The organism is Terriglobales bacterium, from assembly GCA_035487355.1.
In the GTDB taxonomy this organism is placed as follows: domain Bacteria; phylum Acidobacteriota; class Terriglobia; order Terriglobales; family Acidobacteriaceae; genus QIAW01.
The window spans coordinates 1-18028 of record DATHMF010000062.1; the positions used below are offsets into that span (position 1 = coordinate 1).

An 18028-nucleotide genomic window follows, 5' to 3' on the forward strand; every position below is an offset into this window, starting at 1 on the left:
CGTTCCCAAAATGAACCTGGATGATGTGTTCGAGAAAAAAGATGATATCGCCGATGCCGTCAAGCGCGAACTCACGACCGTGATGGATGACTTCGGCTACGCCATCATTAAAGCGCTGGTGACTGATGTGGACCCGGACCCCAAGGTCAAATCGGCCATGAACGATATCAATGCCGCGCAGCGCGAGCAGGTTGCCGCCCAGGCGCGCGGCGAGGCGGAAAAGATCCTCAAGGTCAAGCAGGCCGAGGCCGAAGCCGAGAGCAAAGCCCTGCAGGGCAAGGGTATTGCCAATCAGCGCAAAGCCATCATTGACGGGCTGCGTGAATCGGTGGAAGCGTTTAAGCAGAGCATCGAGGGCGCGACGGCGAAAGATGTAATGGCGCTGGTGCTCATGACCCAGTACTTCGATACACTCAAGGAAATCGGCGCCCAGGATAAGAGCAACACCATCTTCATGCCCAACTCGCCCTCCGCCATGTCCGACTACCTGCAGCAGATCATGAGTGTTGTCGTGGGAAACCAAGTCTCCGACCAAACCAAGGCGGCAACGGCGGGAGTGCAAAGGCCTGAATAGCTTTGTCATATACGAGGCCAAGGGCCACTCAAATTGTGGGATGGTGTAGTTCTGTGATACTTTTTGAATTAGATCAGTTATGAAAAGTTCCGAAATCCAAAGTTCACGTGACATTTTGGGAGGCGCTCCTGTCTTTGCTGGCACGCGTGTGCCAGTGCAGGCTTTGTTTGATTATTTAGAGGCAGGAGATTCCCTCGATGAATTTATCGCCGATTTTCCTACTGTCCGGCGCGAACAAGCCATTCATTTGCTCGAAGAAGCCAAGATCTCGCTCGTTTCTCCCGAATAAATGAAAATCCTGCTCGATGAGTGTATCCCGAGAAGGTTGAAATTTGAGCTTAAGAACCATGATGCCAAAACAGTTCAGGAAATGGGCTGGACGGGAAAAAAGAATGGTGACTTGCTTGCTTTAGCTGACAAGGGATTTGAGGTATTCATCACTCTAGATAAGAATCTTGAAGCACAATTAAACGTAAGCAAGTTTAATCTGAAAATCGTGGTCTTTTCGATTGGAAGCAGTCGTCTTGCAGACATTAAAGCTTATCTGCCTCAGCTTCATCGCGCTTTGGATAGCAGCAACCCAGACAAGCTGATTCATATCAAGCGATAGCGCAAGGCTCTATTTGACCTCAAAGACCTTCGGCACAACCTCCCCTGCCTTGCCCCAGAAGCTTTCATCGAAGCAGCGGCTGTTCGCAGGCTCTTCCGGTCCGATGTAATAGCTGTGTGTTCCATTTTTGCTTTTCACCTGGGCGGCAAACCCCGCCGCCGGATGCACCACCCCCGAGCTGCCGATGCAGATAAAAACCGTGCAGCTATCAAGAGCAGCCGCGATGTCTTCCAGGTAGTAGGGAACTTCGCCGAACCAGCAGATATGCGGACGAATGCGTCCACCACACTCGCAGCGCGGAACTGATTCCAGGTTGGGATAGGAGTTCCGGTCGTCAAAAGCGGGCCGCTTGCACCCAGCCCGTTCACACCGGCTCTGCATGAGCCTGCCATGCATGTGCCAGACGTTCTCGCATCCCGCCTGCTCCAGCAGTGCATCAACGTTTTGTGTGCAGTGAAAGAGCCGCTCCCCGAGCGCCTGTTCCAGTTGCGCCAGGGCAAAGTGCGCCGGATTCGGTTTGCATTGCGCTGCAACCTCGCGCCGCCACGAATAAAATTCCCAAACCAGCCGCGGATCATTTCTCCAAGCCACCGGCGAAGCCACGTCCTCGATGCGAAAGTTCCGCCACAACCCATCAGAGCCGCGGAAGGTGGGGATGCCACTCTCAGCGCTCAAACCGGCTCCAGTCAGGATAAATACGCGGTCGTCAGGATGAATAGGAATCATCAACAGAAATTAAACTATGCCATTTTAACTTGTTAGAAACTGCCTGGCTCTTTTGACATCGTTTGAAAAGCGGCACTTACAAAAAGCGTCACTTACAAAAAGTGGCACCTACAAAAAGTGGCACCAACAAAAGTGGCACCTGCAAAAAGTGGCACTTACAAAAAGTGACACCTGCAAAAAGTGTCATCCTGAGCGGAGCCGCGCTTCGCGGCGAAGTCGAAGGACCCCGAGGATGCATATCGTTCCATGCAGCTTCAGGGAATTCTCTCGATTCACTCTTGCCTGGGTGCCCCACGCGCGCGCCAGCGCGTGTGGGACAAAACTCGCCACAAACTGCGCCGATGGGTTGCTTTTCTGGGAACTTTACCCTGAGCTTTGGTTTCTAAATCTATAGTTCCTAATATGCTTTGAAAGAAATGACTGAATGAAAAAAGCCATCATCATCGTGGCGGCGGTGGCTGCATACTGCCTCTTTGAAATCGTGCTTCTCCTGAGCATAGTTACCCCAAACCCCGGTTACCCGACCTCAGGTACTCGTCAAACGGTTACCGGAGCAGCGCAGCTTGTGTTGATCCCTGGCTTGGCCGCAGTTTTTTCGCGAATTATATATGGCCCATACCGCTGGAAAAGAAGAGCCTTAATCATCCTCGCAGTGGGAGCCGGATGTGTGCCTGCGTTGGTCGGTTTGGTAGCTGTCGGGATGGTGCTCGATTGGGTTAGTTCCAGAAGTATAGCTTGGTTAATTGTATTGCTCGTATTGATCGGGTGCGGCTTTATACCCGCCCTGTTTTTTGTAGTTAGGAAATTAAGAAAGCGAGGCGTTGCGCTTGAGACGAAGAGATGGTTGGCCGAGCGCCAGTCAGGAACCAGCGCTCGCGAACGCAGATGGAAAGATCGAGCGATCCGATACTCATTGTGGCTTCCCGCACTCTCAGTACTGCTTGTTTTCTTGTTTTTACCGGAATCGTGGGGCATTGCCTCACACTTTGAATTTCGAACCCAGGTTTTGACTGAGTATCAGGTTCGAGTGCCCGCCAGCTGGATCATCCTGCAGCAGGATGCGCAATCGGAACCCGGATATTCTTATATCTCAGGTTTGGCGGGTCGGGGCATGGGTTTCAGCGTCACGCGGTATCTTCATTGGTGGGATGTTCCTCTCTCAAGCTGGAGCGTTGGCACCCAACCCTATGCTTATTTCGGAGCATCAGCCCCGGAGCATTGGCTGCCCAAGATTGAGAACGTGATTGCTCAGCGCGACTTCTTGATCGGTAATACGCCTCTGACCTGCGTGGACTACTGGCCATCTTATTTGACTGAGCGGGGAAAGCCCCGGGATGCATCCATTGCGTATATCAACTGTTACAGCCCTGCCCGGTTGTACGCCAGTTTTACAGGCGAAAGATTTCAGGTTCCGGTGTTTTACAAAATGCTGGAAGGCATTACACAAACACGCTAGCTTCCTAGATCTGTCATCCTGAGCGGAGCCGCGCTTCGCGGCGAAGTCGAAGGACCCGAGGATGCATATCGTTCCATGCAGCTTCAGGGAATTCTCTCATTCACTCCTGCCCTTTCATCTCTCGCTTGGGAGAAAACACCGGAAATAGATGAGAGAAAATCGTAAATCGCAATTCGAGACTTCCAAAATGTCAATACTTTGATCCCAGAATGATACCACTATGGCACCATGTTGTTCATTCTACCCCAATCCATGCCATCCTTTCCTTAAGTACCCGAAAGGAGGGCACAAAGAATGAATATTAGAGAAATCTTTAGCAACAAACCCCGCTGCCGGCACATCAGCAAAATCGGCAGCCGCTGCCAGGCCGATCCCCAGACCGGTAAACCCTATTGCTTTTTCCACGATCCCGGCCAGAAAGAAAAACAAGCCCAGGCCCGTAAGCAAGGTGGGGAAGCCCGCAACCGTCCGCCTGAGACCATCCTGCCGCCCCATTTCGAGCGCCGGCCCCTGCAAGATCTCTCCCAGGTCCACGAGTTTCTCGAAGACATCGCCAACTACATCTGCCGTGGTGAAATGGACCTGCGCACCGGCCGCACCCTCACCTACGTCGCCAACAGCGTCCTCGCTGTCCTGAAAGAAAAAGCGCGCCAACAGCGCCAGGAAGACGGTCGCGCCGCCAAAAAAACCAGCCCTGACCAGGTAAAGTTCTTCTTTAGCCCGATTCCTCGCTCGGAACGGCGCACTGATGACCATAACAAAGACCAAGACCATAACCAGAATCAGAACAACGCCAAGCCGCAGCCAACCATTCTCGGCCAGAGCACCGTGGCCCCCTCCGCCGTGCCCGGCAAGCGAAACCAACCAGAAGACAAACACCCAGCCCGGCCCGATCAAGCCCGGCAGACCAGCCCCGGCACTGATTCTGCCGCGAGCCCAAACGCCGCACCACCAAATCAACCAGCACCCCAGTCTCAGCGACGAATCCTGCACGGGAGTTCACCCTTTCCCCCGGTCGTCGTTCCCAACAAGCCCGCGCCGCCCCCGCAGCCGTCCCGCTATCCCCAGTACGGCCCGGATGACATCCGTAAGGTTTGAGGAAAACAGAAAGGTTGATTAAGAGGGTTCAGAAAAAGCATTCCCAGGCAATGCAGGGCGTACTTGGAATAGCGCGAGCAAAGCGCGAGGGTAAAGCGGTTTACCGTGGAGCCCTTAGAATGACGCCCCATTAGGTCTTTGAAAATTCGTAAGAGCAGTATCCCGTCGCCGGAGCGATTTGCCTATGCACGCCTCTGCGTTCCTCCGCGTCCTCTGCGGTGAACTCTTGTTTTTGGCTAAAAGCTAAAAGCCAAAGGCTAAAGGCTTCTTTTCCGCGACCCAAGCCAGCAGGGGGCCCCCGAAGGCGAAGCCAAGGCTTTTCCTGAGGACTGAGGACTGACGACTGACGACTCTCTAGAACCCTTCTTCTATCAACCGTTCCAGGGTAATGGAAGATGAACCTGGTTTCTGCAGCGCCATTTTTTCCGCATACTTGGCCAGCACGTCCACTTCAATATTGAGCGGAGCGCCCGGCTGCAGCGTGTACAGGTTGGTAGCTTTGTGGGTATGAGGGATGATTGCAATCGAAACTTCAGTTTCGTGTACCTTGGCAACCGTGAGGCTGATGCCTTCGATAGTAATCGAGCCTTTTTCTACCACATAGCGCATGAGTTCCTGGGGAATGCTAATCTGCAGCCAATAGTCATCGCTGCTCTTGATCTTTTCCAGGGTAAGTAATTTTCCGACTCCATCTACATGGCCCTGCACAATGTGTCCGCCGAGAGGGGTGCCGGCCCGCATGGGAAGTTCCACATTGACAAGCGCCCCTTTCGCGAGACGATTGAATGAAGTGCGAGAAACAGTTTCGTGAGCCAGGTCTGCGCTGAAAGATCTGCCGGGAACAATTCTTACTGCCGTCAAACAGACGCCGCTTACTGCTACGCTGTCGCCCAGCTTCAACGCACGGCTTGCGCGCTCTGCGGCGACGGTGATGCGGCCAGCGCCATTGGTTATGACGACTTCGCTGACTCGTCCTACTTCTTCAATGAGTCCTGTGAACATGCTGTCTCCAGGTTACTCCGCCTCGTGAATCGCGCTGAAATCGTAAGGATCGCGTATGTATCCCTCCACCGCGAAGTCCTCTCCGAAATGATGGATGGTGACGTGCTGCACGTGCGCAGCTTCTCCCATATGGCGAAAGCCTGCACCACGGGCGAAGGGCACCGAGCCTGACCCGGCAAGAATTTTTGGCGCGTAGTAGAGAAAGACCTTGTCCACTACGCCCGCTGCCAGCGCCGCCCAATTCACCAGCGCGCCTCCTTCGATCAGCAAGCTGGTGATCTGCATCTCCGCCAGGCGCTTCATCATACTGCGCATATCCGGACGGCCGTCGGACGCGCTTGATTCCATTTCGGGAAAAAGAGGGCCGCCAATTCCCGTGCGGCGGCGGACCGGCATGCGCCTGATTTTATCCGAGGGCGCCTGTGCAGAAGCGGCGTGGGCAATGGCGACTTGTTCCACGCGAATGCCGCGCGCTTCAAACTCGCGCTTCCTTTTCTCTTCGGCAAACGAACATAAAACCAGCACATCGTCCTGCGCGGTTTTGACTACGCGTGATTCCAAGGGGAGCCGCAAGCGCGAATCCACAATCACGCGAAGCAGCGGCCGCCGTCGCGGCCTTCCCGTGCGGTCGGTCAACAGAGGATCATCGGCAATGATCGTCCCCACGCCCACCATCAGAGCATCACTCGAGTGGCGCAACTCTTGAACATGCGCACGTGCGGTCTCGCTGGTGATCCACCCGCCGGTCGCCCCCCCCGAGCCCAAAGCCGTGGGATTACCCGATTCCCCCGGCGGAGGCGCAATTTTGCCATCCAGCGTCATTCCGGCTTTTAACGTGACCAGCGGCTCATGCCAGCGGATATATTTCGTAAACGCTTCATTCAGCTTGCGCGCCTCATCTTCCAGCACGCCTTCAATCACTGCAATGCCCGCAGAACTCAGTTGCTCGATGCCTTTTCCCCGGACGAGTGGATTGGGATCAAGCATCGCCGCGACGACGCGCTTGATCCCCGAGGAGATAATCGCCTCCGTGCAAGGACCGGTGCGCCCCTGATGACAGCACGGCTCCAGATTCACATAAAGAGTCGCTTCTTTCAGAGGAACGTTCTTGCTCTGGGCTTGCTCAATGGCAATTACTTCGGCGTGCTTGATGCCATCATAGGTATGAAATCCGCTGCCCAGGACCTTCCCCTCGGCGTCCACTACAACGGCGCCGACATAGGGATTGGGCGCGGCCAATCCTATGCCTAGCCGTGCCAGCAGAAGTGCCTGGCGCATAAAGTCGTGATGTTTTTCTTCAGGATTCAATTCAGGTCTGCTCGTCCTGTTAATCTGTGGCTGTTATTCGAACAGTGAGTTCACAAATGCCTCGGCATCAAACGGCAGCAAGTCGCCGGCTTTTTCTCCTACTCCTACGTAGCGCACGGGCAGCTTCAGCTCCCGGCTGATGGCTACAACCACGCCGCCCTTGGCTGTGCCATCGAGTTTCGTGAGCACAATGCCGGTTACCCCGGCAGACTGCGTGAACTGCCGCGCCTGTTGCAATCCGTTTTGCCCTGTGGTGGCGTCCATGACCAGAAGAACTTCATGCGGCGCTCCCGGAATAATGCGTTCGGCGGTGCGCTTCATCTTTTCCAGCTCGGACATGAGGCTTGATTTGGTATGCAAACGGCCGGCCGTATCCACAATCACGAAATCCATCTTGCGGGCCTTGGCGGAGTGCAGAGCATCGAAGAGCACGGCCGACGGGTCGCCTCCGGGCTTGGTTTTAATCACTTCGGTGCGGGTGCGCTCTCCCCAGATTTCGAGCTGCTCGATGGCAGCGGCGCGGAAGGTATCTGCCGCACAGAGAAGAACAGATTTGCCATCGCTGCCCAGCAGGTTCGCCAATTTACCGATGGTTGTGGTTTTACCCGTGCCATTCACGCCCACCACCAGAATCACTTCAGGCGGCTCGGCGTCTCTTGCCGGCGCAACCGCAGCATTCAGGATGGCCAACAGCTCCTGCTTGAGCAGCCGCTTGAGTTCAGCAACGTCGCCAATCTGCTTGCGGTCAGCCTGCGCGCGCAGTTTTTCGAGCACCTCGTGGGTGGTGGCAGTGCCGAGGTCGGCGGCAATGAGGGTTGCTTCCAGGTCATCAAGCGTCTCGCGGTCAATTTGCTTGCCGAAAGAGACGATGCTTTCAATGTGCTCGCTCAGGCTTTCGCGCGTGCGCGTGACCGCCTGCTTCATTCTCTCCAGGAAGCCGGGCTTGCTGGTCTGCTCTTCTTCTTTTTTCTTGCTGCCAAATAATGAAATCGCCATGCGTGTTTGCCGAAAATTCCATTATACGGTGCTCGCAATAGAGCAGTCGGGACGGGGTTTGTTATGGGTAGAATTTATGTGTTTGGAGAGCGCGGGGCACTGGACAGCGCCAACGCTCAATCTCCTGCCACGGGAGGGGAAGCAGGCGCATCGGCAACGGCTTCCGCAGTTTCGGCTGCAGCAGCGGCGGCAACTTGTTCTCCGGTTACCGTACCGGCGCGGTACAGGCGCAAAACTCCGCGTTCAAAGACAGCGGTCAAAGCGGCCACCACGCGCGGGTCGAACTTTGCAGCGGCCAGCGAGTTGATGATGCGCACCACGTATTCCGGGTCCATGGCCGCCTGGTAAGGACGGTTGGTGGTCATGGCGTCGAAGGTGTCACCCACCATGATGATGCGCGGCATCAGGCCGATCTGGTCTGCCTTGTATCCGTGGGGATAGCCGCGGCCGTCGAGCGATTCGTGGTGCAGTTCGATTCCGGGAATCATCTCGCGCAGTGCCTCTACCGGACGCAGGATGCTGGCGCCTTTGGACGTGTGCGTTTTCATGATCTCGAATTCGTCAGGCGTGAGCGCTCCGGGCTTTTTCAAGATGCGGTCTTCGATCCCGATCTTGCCTACATCATGCAGTTGGGCTGAGATGCGGATTTTTTCAATTTCCTCTTTGCTCAATCCAAGCTCCGTCGCCAAAATCACGGAGTAGCGCGTGACCCGGTCAGAGTGGCCTTTGGTATACGGGTCCTTTTCGTCAACCGCACCGGCCAGCATTTGGATGGAACTCATAAACAGCGAACGATTTTCCTGGGCCGCGCTCTTGAGGTCAAAGACCAGCCGCTCCAGGTCGGCGCTCATGGTATTGAACGTAGTAGCGAGCTCTCCGATTTCCGTGCGGCTCTTCAGGCGAACTCGTTTGGAAAAGTCTCCTTTGGCGATGGCACGGCTGGAGTCCGTCAATGTTTTGACAGGCTGGCTGATTTGATTGGCGGCGAAGATGCTGATCAAAATGCTGACCAAGATGACGATAAGAGCCAGCCAGCGGTTCTTGCTCTGCATATCAGAAACGCCCAGGTAGGCATCGTGTTGCGTCTTCTGCGCCACTACAGCCCACTCCAGGGAAGGAACCGGACGGTAGCTCCCCAGCATGTCAATTTTTGTGTTGTTCCGAGTGACAGAGAATTCCATCGTTTTGGTAACGTTAGCCTTGCTGCCTTGCTTGACGAAGTCCTTCACGATGTCAAAGTTCGTCATGTCCTCGCCGGTTACATAAGCAGAATCGGCGCCTGCGACCAGCCGCCCCTGGCGATCCACTACATAAATGTTCAGTCCGCCCTTGGAGTCTTCCCGCAAGCGGTTCAACAGTGGCTGCTGATCAACAATGACTCCGATCATTCCGATGAAGTGGTTTTCTACCGTGACCGGCGAACTGACCAGGGTCACGGTTTTGCTCAGTTTCCCGGCGCCCATCTGCATGGCTGGACCGTTATAAGGCCGGCCCTCGCGTGCGGCTGCGAAGGCATGCTCCAGCTCGCGGAGCATGAAATCATCAATCTCGATCCTTTTCGCGGTAATCCCCTTCCCCTTGGATTCAGATCCGATGAGTGTGGCGTAAGAAATGTTTTCCGATGAGGAAACAAATTTTTCCAGCAGCGCACGCAGTTCGGGCGCATCCAGGTGCTCGCCCTTCAGGTCGCTTCCGCTGGCCACGGTGATGGCTGAGGCGAGATTGCCCATCATGGTCAGCAGGTTGCTTTGCCGTTGTGCCAGTTCTTCTTCTACCGAGCGCGTAATCGTGTTCTGCAGCAGCTTCTCATTGGTGACCAGGCGGTCGCTTTCATCATTCACAACGGTGTTGCCGTACCACACCAGCGGACCAACGCTGACCAGGATCAGGACGCCGAAGATGAGATAAAGAATCGGTATACGCTTAGGCATGTCTACATTCGGGGTTGATGCGAATTCTATCGCGGAATGGCGCCAAAGTGGGAAACTTTCGATGTATCGAAGGTACACTATTCCACTTTGCCCGGCCGGGTCATGAGTTCGCGGATAGCATCGCGGGGGGCCTTGCCGTCGTGCAGAATGGCGTGCATCTGCTGCGTAATGGGCATTTCCACACCGAACTTTTGCGCCAGTCCCATAGCGGCATTGGTGGTCAACACACCCTCGGCCACCATGCCGTGCATACCGGCAATGACCTCAGGCAGTTTGCGGCCTTTGCCCAACTCCACTCCCACGGTGCGGTTGCGGGAGAGCCCGCCGGTGCAGGTAAGCACCAGGTCTCCCATGCCGGCCAATCCTGCCAGGGTCTCGCGTTTTGCTCCGCATGCTACTGCCAGGCGGGTAATCTCGGCCAATCCGCGGGTGATGAGCGCAGCCACGGTGTTGTGTCCCAGGTCCAATCCGTCGCAGATTCCGGCAGCGATAGCAATTACATTTTTCAGCGCTCCGCCCAGCTCTACTCCGATTACATCGTCATTGGTGTAAACCCGAAAGGCGGGATCGCTGAATTCGCTCTGAATGCGTCCGGCGAGAGAGGAATCTTTAGAAGCCGCTGTAATTGCCGTCGGATCGCCGCGTGCGACCTCCTGAGCGAAGGTAGGACCGCTCAGAGCGGCAATGGCAGGAGTGAAGCCTGCCGACTTGGAAACGACGTGCTCAATCACCTCGCTCATGCGCAACAGCGTGCCTTCCTCCACGCCTTTGGTGGCGCTGACGAAGGCCATCCCGTTGTGCAGGTGTGGCGCCATTTGTTCGAAGATGCGTCTTCCATGGTTCGAAGGCACAGCACTGACGACGACCTCGGCTTTGTGCAGGGCTGAGCCGAGGTCATTGGTTGCACGGACAGATTCGGGAACCCGCTGTCCGGGCAGAAATAAAGCGTTGCTTCGGCTCGACTGTATAGACTCGTAGACTTCTTTTTCATATGCCCAGAGGCGAAGACGGTGCGTGCCTTTGCGTCCTAGTACGATGGAGATCGCCGTTCCCCAGGCGCCTGCGCCGATAATTGCAATGTCAGACATGAATAATTTAGTCCTTCGTTCCCGCGGTCATGGCTTCCACTTTCTTTTTGCCGAACTTATTTTCCGTGCCGCTCACCAGACGCCGGATGTTCTCATGGTGCTTCACAATGATCAGCAGCGATATAAGAATTGAAGTTACTAGAAGTGATCTCTGCCGCCAATTCTCCAGCCCATATGCGAAGGCTGGAAAGCATGCCGTTGCCACGATCGAGGCCAAAGAGACGTAATGCGTGACGACAAAAATCACCAGGAAAACCAGCAGGGACAAACCAATGGCCTTGGGGGAAAGCGCGAGAAAAACTCCCGCAGCAGTAGCCACGCCTTTACCGCCGTGAAACTTCAGCCATACCGGGAACATATGACCCAGGACAGCAAAGAGTGCTGCCAATGAAAGCAGCATGACCCCACCGCTAACATCGGCATCATAAGAAATAAGGATGTGCCGTCCTAGAAACCAAAGTGGAAGAAATCCCTTGAGCCCGTCTAAAAGCAGGGTCGCTATTCCCAGCCCAGGAGCAGTGCGGGCTACGTTGGTTGCGCCGATGTTGCCACTCCCTGTAGTGCGTATGTCCTGCTTCTTAAACAGGCGAACCAGGATGTAACCAAACGGTATTGATCCGATCAGATATGACACAACCGCTACGATGATGTAGTCCGTCCGCATGGTTAAGAAAACAACAAATAGCCGCTTCAAAATCTATTGCAGTTCAAATCGAGCCAGCTTGGTATAAACCGCGCCGCTGGGGGCGGTCTTGCTCTGATACAAAAAGAACTCGTGAGCCGTCATTGTACCGAAGTCGGGCGGCGTCATCCTGGCCAGCCGCTCTTGCAGGTGTTGAAACTTCTTGTTTGGCCCATCCGTACGCTCTCGCTGGGGATTGCCCGAACCGCTGCGTGCCAGTGTGAGATGCGGGGTGAAAGCGCGCTCTTCCTTTTCTATGCCCAGTGGAAGCAGGGCTTCATCCACGCTCCGGGCCGCCTGAACAAGATGATCATCTGCTTCTACCCCGATCCAGAAGACGCGGGGCGATCGGGGAGTAGGAAAGAAGCCGATGCCGCGAAAGCTGATTTGCGTCTTCCTCGCTTGAATCGTGCTTAGCTTTTCCTTGATGGTGTCGTGCTGCGCGCTTTCACCAATGAATTTGAGCGTGATGTGCAGGGATGCAGGTGAAACCCAACGCACCTCGGGCGCAGATTCGCGCACGCTCTCCATGAAACGCTCAATGCGCTGCTGGATGGCGTCATCAAGATCAATGGCAACGAAGAGGCGCATGGTTAAACACAAAGTACTCAGTACTCGGTACTCAGTACTCAGAAAATGCATAAAGAGAGCGCAGACAAAATCGAACAGGTTCGTAAATCAAAAATCGTGCTTCTAACTTCATACTTCGTACTTACATTAATCTTCTTCTCACCATATCCAATGCCTGCTGGCTGGCCCCCCAGCGGATGCGTTCGCGGTCGCCCGGCAAAAGCCTCTTCACTACATCTGTCTTCTTGCCGTCGGAAAGAGCATGGTAGACCAGGCCCACGGGTTTTTCTTCTGTCCCACCTTTAGGGCCGGCGATACCAGTGACGGCAAGACCGTAGGTAGAGTTGCACTGTTTGCGGATTCCTTCAGCCATGGCTGCGGCCACCTCGCGGCTCACAGCGCCGTGTTCAGCAATGAGGAGCGGTGGCACACCGCTATAAAGAGTCTTGAGATCGTCGGAGTAGACAATTGCTCCGCCCACAAACGAGCGCGAGCTGCCGCTGAGCGAGGTCAGCCGCTGGCCGATCAAACCACCGGTGCAGGATTCCGAGACCGCAATCGTCGCCCCGCGCATCTCCAGGTAATATTCGACAATCTGCTCCAGCGACTCGCCGGCCCGTGAGAAGACAAAGTCATCGAGTTCGTCTTCTATTTTTTCCGAAAGTTCCGATACCAGCTTTTCGGCTGCTTCCTCCGAAGCAGCCGTGGCTTTCAGGTAAATCTGTACCTCGCCAGCGTGTCCCAGGATCGTGGTCTGGACTTCTTTATGCTTTTTGTAGATGGGCGCAATGCGCGCGTCACACTCCGACTCCGGCATGAGGGCGACCCGCAGCTCGCGCTTGGCGATAAATAGCTGATTATCTTTGAAGCGCACACGCAGGCGTTCCATGCATTGCGTGTCGAAGAGTGGCTTCAGCTCTTGAGGCGGTCCGGGCAGAAGTATGACAACTTTATTCAGGTGGCCGACGGAACCCTCCAGCCACTGCCCGGGAGCGCTGCCGTTGGGATTTTCCAGAGGCACAGCCCCGGCAATCACATCACCCTGCTTGAGGTTGTTCTCCGCCATCTTGATGCGGCGCTTGGCGAAGCGGGCATAGAGCTTGGCGACAATATCCGCATCACGCCGCAAAGGCAGATTCAGCGCCTGGGCCACGGCTTCGCGTGTGAGGTCGTCTTCCGTCGGTCCCAGGCCGCCCATGAAGATCACCAGGTCAGAGCGCTCCAGCGCAATGCGCGCCGCGGAAACCAGATGCGCGTGGTCATCACCCACCACAGTCTTGAAGCCCACGTCAATCCCCAGCAGGTTGAGCCTTTCGGTCAAAAAAAGGGAATTGGTGTCCTGGCGGAAAGGTGTAAGCAGCTCGGAGCCGACGGCGATGATTTCAGCAAGCACGAATATAAAGTTTAACCGACTGAGGGCAAACTATGGGCGGCCCGACAAAATCAAAGAAATATTCCAGTTACACCACGAGGCACAGAGACACGGAGAAAATTCATGGGCTGAATGCTGATTGCTTGTCCTAATCGAGCAGTGGTTTTCCCTGGATGCCCCACGCCAAATGATGCACGCCGCTGGCGGTAGCCAGCACGGCGGCTTTGCCGGGGGCGAAGGCCAATCCAACCAGTCCGTTGCCGGCGACGGCCAGCGACGCCTGACGGTCAGCCGTGACTCTTACGATGCCGCGCTTGCCGGCCAGCGAGGCGGCCACGTAGATGTTGCCGTCAATATCGAAGGCCAGTCCCTGCGGACGGCCCAGTCCGCGATAAAAGACGTTTACGGTCCCGTGATCGTCAATGCGGTAAACGGAATCATAACTGGATGTGGTGGGACCGGTGACGAAGAGAGAACCATCGGGGTGGAAGGCGAGATGATACGCCGAGATGCTGGGCTCGAGCGTGGCAAAGACAAAAATCTGCCGGTCGCGGGAAATTTTGAAGATGGTTCCGCTGCGGTCGCCTACGTAAAGATTTTCGTTGCGGTCGAAGGCGATGCCGGTGGCGATTCCCATGCCCTCTGCGTAAGAGGACATGGTCCCATTCGGCGCAACCCGGTAGACCGTGCCATCATGCCGTGAAGAGACGTACATCTGGCCGGAGCGATCGAAGGCGATGCTGGTGGCGTTCATCATCTCGCTGAGGAACGGGCGCACGGTGTAGTTGGTATCAATCTTGAAAATGGAGACCGGAACCTTCTGGCCGCGGCTTCCCGAGAAGGTCACAAAGATATTGCCTTCGTGGTCGAGAGCAGGATTGGTCACCGGATGCAGATTTTCCGCCACCGGGACTGCAATGCGAATCTCATGAGGATTGCTGCTGGAGCCATCCGCGATGACTACTACATTTCCCGAAGCCGCACCCTCGGGCACACGCGCCACCATAAAATCATCGGAGCTGATGAGCACCGCGCCCTCGGCCCCGCCGAATTGCACTGCCGGCCGCTTCATGGCGGGAGGCCTCAGCCCCGCGCCCAGGATGCGTACCTCGCCTCCGGGCAACGCCGCTGGCGGCACAACCGCTTCTATACGCGGTTTGCCGTTCACGTTTTTCTTCCCGATAAGATCAGAGATACCCATGGCGACTTTTAATGCAAAATCCGAAAGTGAATCAGCACCTGCAATACGATGTTCGCATAAATTCCTGCGCCCACATCGTCGATCATGATGCCGGTACCCTCCGGCAATTTTTCCAGTTGACGCACTGGCGGTGGCTTCAGAATATCGAATCCACGAAAGAGTATAAAACTCGCCAAAACATATTGCCAACGCAGCGGCACCAGGATCATGGAGATCAGTTGACCGGCGACTTCATCAATCACCACGTGACCGGGGTCTTTGATGCCGCTTTCCCGGGCCACAATGGAAGAAACCGGTATCCCAACCATGATCACTACGCAGGCCGCAACCGTGGTGTAGAGCCATTGCAATCCACCTGGGATAAAAAAATACCCCACTGCCCACCAGAGCGCTGCTGTGCACAGGGAAGCCCACGTGCCAGAACCGGGCTGAAGGAATCCGATGCCAAAAAAAGTTCCCAGCAGCCACGCGAAAGTTGTGCGCGGCTCCTGTTCCTGCTCTTCAACCTCTGACTCACTGGATCTTGCGTTCATTCGGATTGTGCGGTAGCTCCTCGTCTTCCAGCGCCTGCCGTTTTCTTTCTGCTGCTGTCTCGGCGTTGATCAGCTCTTCCGGGTCGTTAACCGGTGTGGAAATTACATATGCACCACTGGCCCATTTGCCTAAATCAATGGTCCGGCAGCGTTCACTGCAAAAAGGGAACTCTGGTTCGGAATACAGAACAATCTTTTTGCAAATCGGGCAGCGCAGGCTGCGAGTTTTCTTCGCCATAGTAAAGAAGTTCTCAGTTCTCAGCTCAGGCACTTGCCGTTCTATCAGTTCCGAGTTCGCTGAAAACCAGAAACTCGAAACTAATGTTTACGCTTCGCCCACCTTCTGGAAAAAGCGAATAATGGATTCGATGCCGCGATAGAAATTCGGGATGTGGAATTTCTCGTTGGGAGCGTGCAGGTTGTCATCCGGCAAGCCGAAGCCCATCATCACACTGGGAATTTTCAGGTGCTTCTCAAAATCTGCCACGATGGGGATCGAGCCACCAGACCGAATAAAGACCGTATCTTTATTGAATACCTCTTTCATGGCCTGAGTTGAAGCCCGCACAAACCTATTATCGGTCTTAATGACAATGGGATCGGCAATGCTGAATTGCTTGATGTTGACGGAAATTCCCTTGGGAACATTCTTTTGCACGAAGTCGCTGTAGAGCTTGAAGATTTCAGCGGGATGCTGGTCGGGAACCAGGCGCATGGAAATTTTAGCGGAGGCGCGTGCCGGGATCACGGTCTTGGCCCCTGCACCAATGAATCCGCCCGGCATGCCATGGACTTCGAGCGTGGGACGTGCCCAAACGCGCTCCAGCACGGAGAATTCCGATTCACCGGTCAGTTCTTTGGAGCCGACTTCCGTCTTGCGGAAGTGCTCCACGTCGAAGGGGAGCGAGCCCCACGCCTTCAGCTCATCTGCGCTGGGCTTTCCTACGCGATCATAAAAACCAGGGATCAGAATCTTCCCCTTCTCGTCTTTCAATTTCACAATCAATCTTGCCAGCGCATCGAATGGATTCGGGGCTGCTCCACCGTACATGCCGGAATGCAGGTCGGTCATTGCTCCAGTGGCTTCGAGTTCGGTATACACCATGCCGCGCAGGCCGACGCACAGTGTAGGCAGATCGGGGGCAAACATCTCGGTGTCTGAGACCAGCGCAACGTCCGCTTTCAGCCTGTCGCTACTCTCACGCACAAACTTGGCAATGGATTCTCCGCCGACCTCTTCTTCGCCTTCAATCAGCAGGCGTACATTGATCGGAAGCTTGCCGCCGCCGGTTTTCATCAGCGACTCCAGCGCCTTGACGTGCATGTACATCTGGCCTTTGTCATCCACGGCGCCGCGAGCGTAGAGGTTCTGGTTGCGCTCGGTGGGCTCAAAAGGCGGCGTGTGCCATTCATTCAGCGGATCAGGCGGCTGCACGTCGTAGTGCCCATAGCAGAGCACGGTAGGCTTGCCCGCGGCTTTGAGCCAGTCAGCGTAAACCAAGGGATGGCCTGCGGTGGGAATCACTTCCACATGTTCCATTCCAATATTGCGCAGATGTGTGGCAATGAGTTCGGCTGTGCGGAGAATATCTCCTTTATGCTCCGGCAGCGTGCTGATGCTGGGGATGCGTAACAGCTCCTTCAGTTCACTCAAAAAACGTTGCTGATTATCGCGGGCGTAGGTAACAGCAGTGGGAGAATTCAAGTTGGCACTCCTAATTAATAAAAGTATAGCGTGACCAAACTCACTTTTGAAATCGCGCCAGCGCGAAGCTGGAAATATCCAGCTCCGGTTGCGATCCACGCACAAGCTCACCCATGAGTTGCGCGGTGATCGGCGCCAGCAGAATTCCATTGCGGAAGTGTCCGGTGGCCACGAAGTAACCGGGGGTTTCAGTGGCGCTCAAAATAGGGAGATCATCGGGCGTCGAAGGTCTCAGCCCGGCCCAAGCCTCCAGCATCCTGGCTTCGCCGAGTTGTGGCACAAACTTCGTTGCCTCCTGACGCAGCAGCCGGATGTCCGCCGGGTCAACCCGTTTGTCGAAGCCGGCCTCTTCTACCGTGGCCCCAATCAGGATGCGTCCATCACTGCGCGGCACCAGATAAACTTCTGGCGTGCGCACCACGCGCTGCAACGTTGCCTGTGGTGCAACAACACTCAGCATCTGTCCTTTGACCGGATGCACGGGAACATTGCATGAATCTGTCCCCTGAACTTTGATCTCTCCTGCCCATGCACCGCAGCAATTTACAACCCATGCTGCGGGGTAATGGCTGTGTGTTGTGTGAACAGACAATCCGCTGCTTTCACGCGTAATCTGCGTAACCGGGGAGCCGGAGACAACATCCACGTTGTGATGTCTGGCGGCCTGGAACGATGCTGCCGCCAGCGCACGAGGATCAACACTGCGTTCCTCCAACCGGAACGCCCGGTCGCTCGCGGAAATATGCGGCTCCAACTTACCGAGCTCCTCTGCTGCCAGAGGCATAGCTCCTTCGGGCAGTTGGCTATGTTCGTGGTCGGAAAAGAAGACAATCGCCCCCTGGTCGCGCAGATCCACCTTGTGGCCGGATTCGTCCTCGACCTCGGCAACAAATTCCGGATACATACGCGCACTAATCTCAGCCAGACTTTGCAGGCTCGGTGGCAGGTCGCCTCCCCAGGGCGCCAGCATGCCGGCAGCGGCATATGAAGCTTCGCGGCCGGGTTCGCTGCGCTCGATGATCAGCACGCTTGCGCCGTGGCGGCGCAGTTCACGCGCGAGCGACAGCCCAATAATGCCTCCGCCCAGAATGATTGCGTCCCAGGATTTCATCTCTGTCATTTTAAGTTTCTTGAAGCCCGTAAGCATTGGAAATAACAAAGAGTAATGGAAAAATA

General features: G+C 55.5%; 19 protein-coding genes. 5 read left to right on the forward strand and 14 right to left on the reverse strand.

Features of this window, described 5'->3' with window-relative positions; all coding sequences use genetic code 11:
* The 3 genes from VK738_11730 to VK738_11740 all read left to right on the forward strand — a co-directional run.
* Nucleotides 1–574, forward strand: a 574-nt coding sequence (locus VK738_11730; protein HTD23318.1) for an SPFH domain-containing protein, incomplete at its 5' end; no start/stop codon positions are given.
* A 79-nt stretch (nucleotides 575–653) separates the two neighbouring features.
* Nucleotides 654–863: a DUF433 domain-containing protein gene (locus tag VK738_11735; protein HTD23319.1), complete on the forward strand. Its 210-nt coding sequence runs from the start codon at nucleotides 654–656 to the stop codon at nucleotides 861–863.
* On the forward strand, nucleotides 864–1184 hold the full coding sequence (locus tag VK738_11740; protein HTD23320.1) for a DUF5615 family PIN-like protein: 321 nt from the start codon (nucleotides 864–866) through the stop codon (nucleotides 1182–1184).
* Between the two features lie 9 nt (nucleotides 1185–1193).
* Here VK738_11740 and VK738_11745 read toward each other — a convergent pair whose 3' ends face one another.
* A complete protein-coding gene (locus tag VK738_11745) occupies nucleotides 1194–1859 on the reverse strand; it encodes a Sir2 family NAD-dependent protein deacetylase (protein ID HTD23321.1) in 666 nt (221 codons plus the stop codon).
* A gap of 475 nt (nucleotides 1860–2334) precedes the next feature.
* Here VK738_11745 and VK738_11750 point away from each other — a divergent pair, with 475 nt between their 5' ends.
* Together VK738_11750 and VK738_11755 are read left to right on the forward strand one after the other, a co-directional pair.
* Nucleotides 2335–3366 (forward strand): hypothetical protein, encoded by a 1032-nt coding sequence (locus VK738_11750; protein HTD23322.1) that lies wholly within the window; start codon nucleotides 2335–2337, stop codon nucleotides 3364–3366.
* Nucleotides 3367–3660: 294 nt separating this feature from the next.
* A complete protein-coding gene (locus VK738_11755; protein ID HTD23323.1) occupies nucleotides 3661–4464 on the forward strand; it encodes a hypothetical protein in 804 nt (267 codons plus the stop codon).
* A gap of 354 nt (nucleotides 4465–4818) precedes the next feature.
* On the opposite strand, the gene VK738_11760 is transcribed toward VK738_11755, so the two are convergent.
* The 13 genes from VK738_11760 to thiO all read right to left on the reverse strand — a co-directional run bounded on the left by VK738_11760 (nucleotide 4819) and on the right by thiO (nucleotide 17972).
* Entirely contained in the window at nucleotides 4819–5466 is a 648-nt protein-coding gene (locus VK738_11760; GenBank protein HTD23324.1) for a riboflavin synthase, read from the reverse strand.
* Nucleotides 5467–5478: 12 nt separating this feature from the next.
* The gene (ribD, locus tag VK738_11765; protein HTD23325.1) at nucleotides 5479–6774 is read right to left on the reverse strand and encodes a bifunctional diaminohydroxyphosphoribosylaminopyrimidine deaminase/5-amino-6-(5-phosphoribosylamino)uracil reductase RibD; all 1296 of its coding nucleotides are present in this window, start codon (nucleotides 6772–6774) and stop codon (nucleotides 5479–5481) included.
* Between the two features lie 33 nt (nucleotides 6775–6807).
* Nucleotides 6808–7770 (reverse strand): signal recognition particle-docking protein FtsY, encoded by a 963-nt coding sequence (gene ftsY / locus VK738_11770; GenBank protein HTD23326.1) that lies wholly within the window; start codon nucleotides 7768–7770, stop codon nucleotides 6808–6810.
* A gap of 116 nt (nucleotides 7771–7886) precedes the next feature.
* Nucleotides 7887–9701, reverse strand: coding sequence for an HD domain-containing phosphohydrolase (locus VK738_11775; protein HTD23327.1), 1815 nt, complete (start codon nucleotides 9699–9701; stop codon nucleotides 7887–7889).
* 77 nt (nucleotides 9702–9778) lie between these two features.
* A complete protein-coding gene (locus tag VK738_11780) occupies nucleotides 9779–10789 on the reverse strand; it encodes an NAD(P)H-dependent glycerol-3-phosphate dehydrogenase (protein HTD23328.1) in 1011 nt (336 codons plus the stop codon).
* Nucleotides 10790–10796: 7 nt separating this feature from the next.
* Nucleotides 10797–11483, reverse strand: coding sequence for a glycerol-3-phosphate 1-O-acyltransferase PlsY (plsY, locus tag VK738_11785; protein ID HTD23329.1), 687 nt, complete (start codon nucleotides 11481–11483; stop codon nucleotides 10797–10799).
* A 3-nt stretch (nucleotides 11484–11486) separates the two neighbouring features.
* Entirely contained in the window at nucleotides 11487–12062 is a 576-nt protein-coding gene (thpR, locus tag VK738_11790; GenBank protein ID HTD23330.1) for an RNA 2',3'-cyclic phosphodiesterase, read from the reverse strand.
* Nucleotides 12063–12183: 121 nt separating this feature from the next.
* Entirely contained in the window at nucleotides 12184–13434 is a 1251-nt protein-coding gene (locus VK738_11795) for a competence/damage-inducible protein A (protein HTD23331.1), read from the reverse strand.
* Between the two features lie 127 nt (nucleotides 13435–13561).
* Nucleotides 13562–14614 (reverse strand): hypothetical protein, encoded by a 1053-nt coding sequence (locus VK738_11800; protein ID HTD23332.1) that lies wholly within the window; start codon nucleotides 14612–14614, stop codon nucleotides 13562–13564.
* A gap of 8 nt (nucleotides 14615–14622) precedes the next feature.
* On the reverse strand, nucleotides 14623–15147 hold the full coding sequence (locus tag VK738_11805; GenBank protein HTD23333.1) for a phosphatidylglycerophosphatase A: 525 nt from the start codon (nucleotides 15145–15147) through the stop codon (nucleotides 14623–14625).
* Complete coding sequence (yacG, locus tag VK738_11810) at nucleotides 15128–15385, reverse strand: DNA gyrase inhibitor YacG (protein HTD23334.1); 258 nt, start codon at nucleotides 15383–15385, stop codon at nucleotides 15128–15130. The genes VK738_11805 and yacG overlap by 20 nt, the downstream gene beginning before the upstream one ends.
* A gap of 87 nt (nucleotides 15386–15472) precedes the next feature.
* Nucleotides 15473–16852, reverse strand: coding sequence for a dipeptidase (locus VK738_11815; protein ID HTD23335.1), 1380 nt, complete (start codon nucleotides 16850–16852; stop codon nucleotides 15473–15475).
* Nucleotides 16853–16892: 40 nt separating this feature from the next.
* Nucleotides 16893–17972 (reverse strand): glycine oxidase ThiO, encoded by a 1080-nt coding sequence (gene thiO / locus VK738_11820; GenBank protein ID HTD23336.1) that lies wholly within the window; start codon nucleotides 17970–17972, stop codon nucleotides 16893–16895.
* Nucleotides 17973–18028 lie beyond the last annotated feature (56 nt).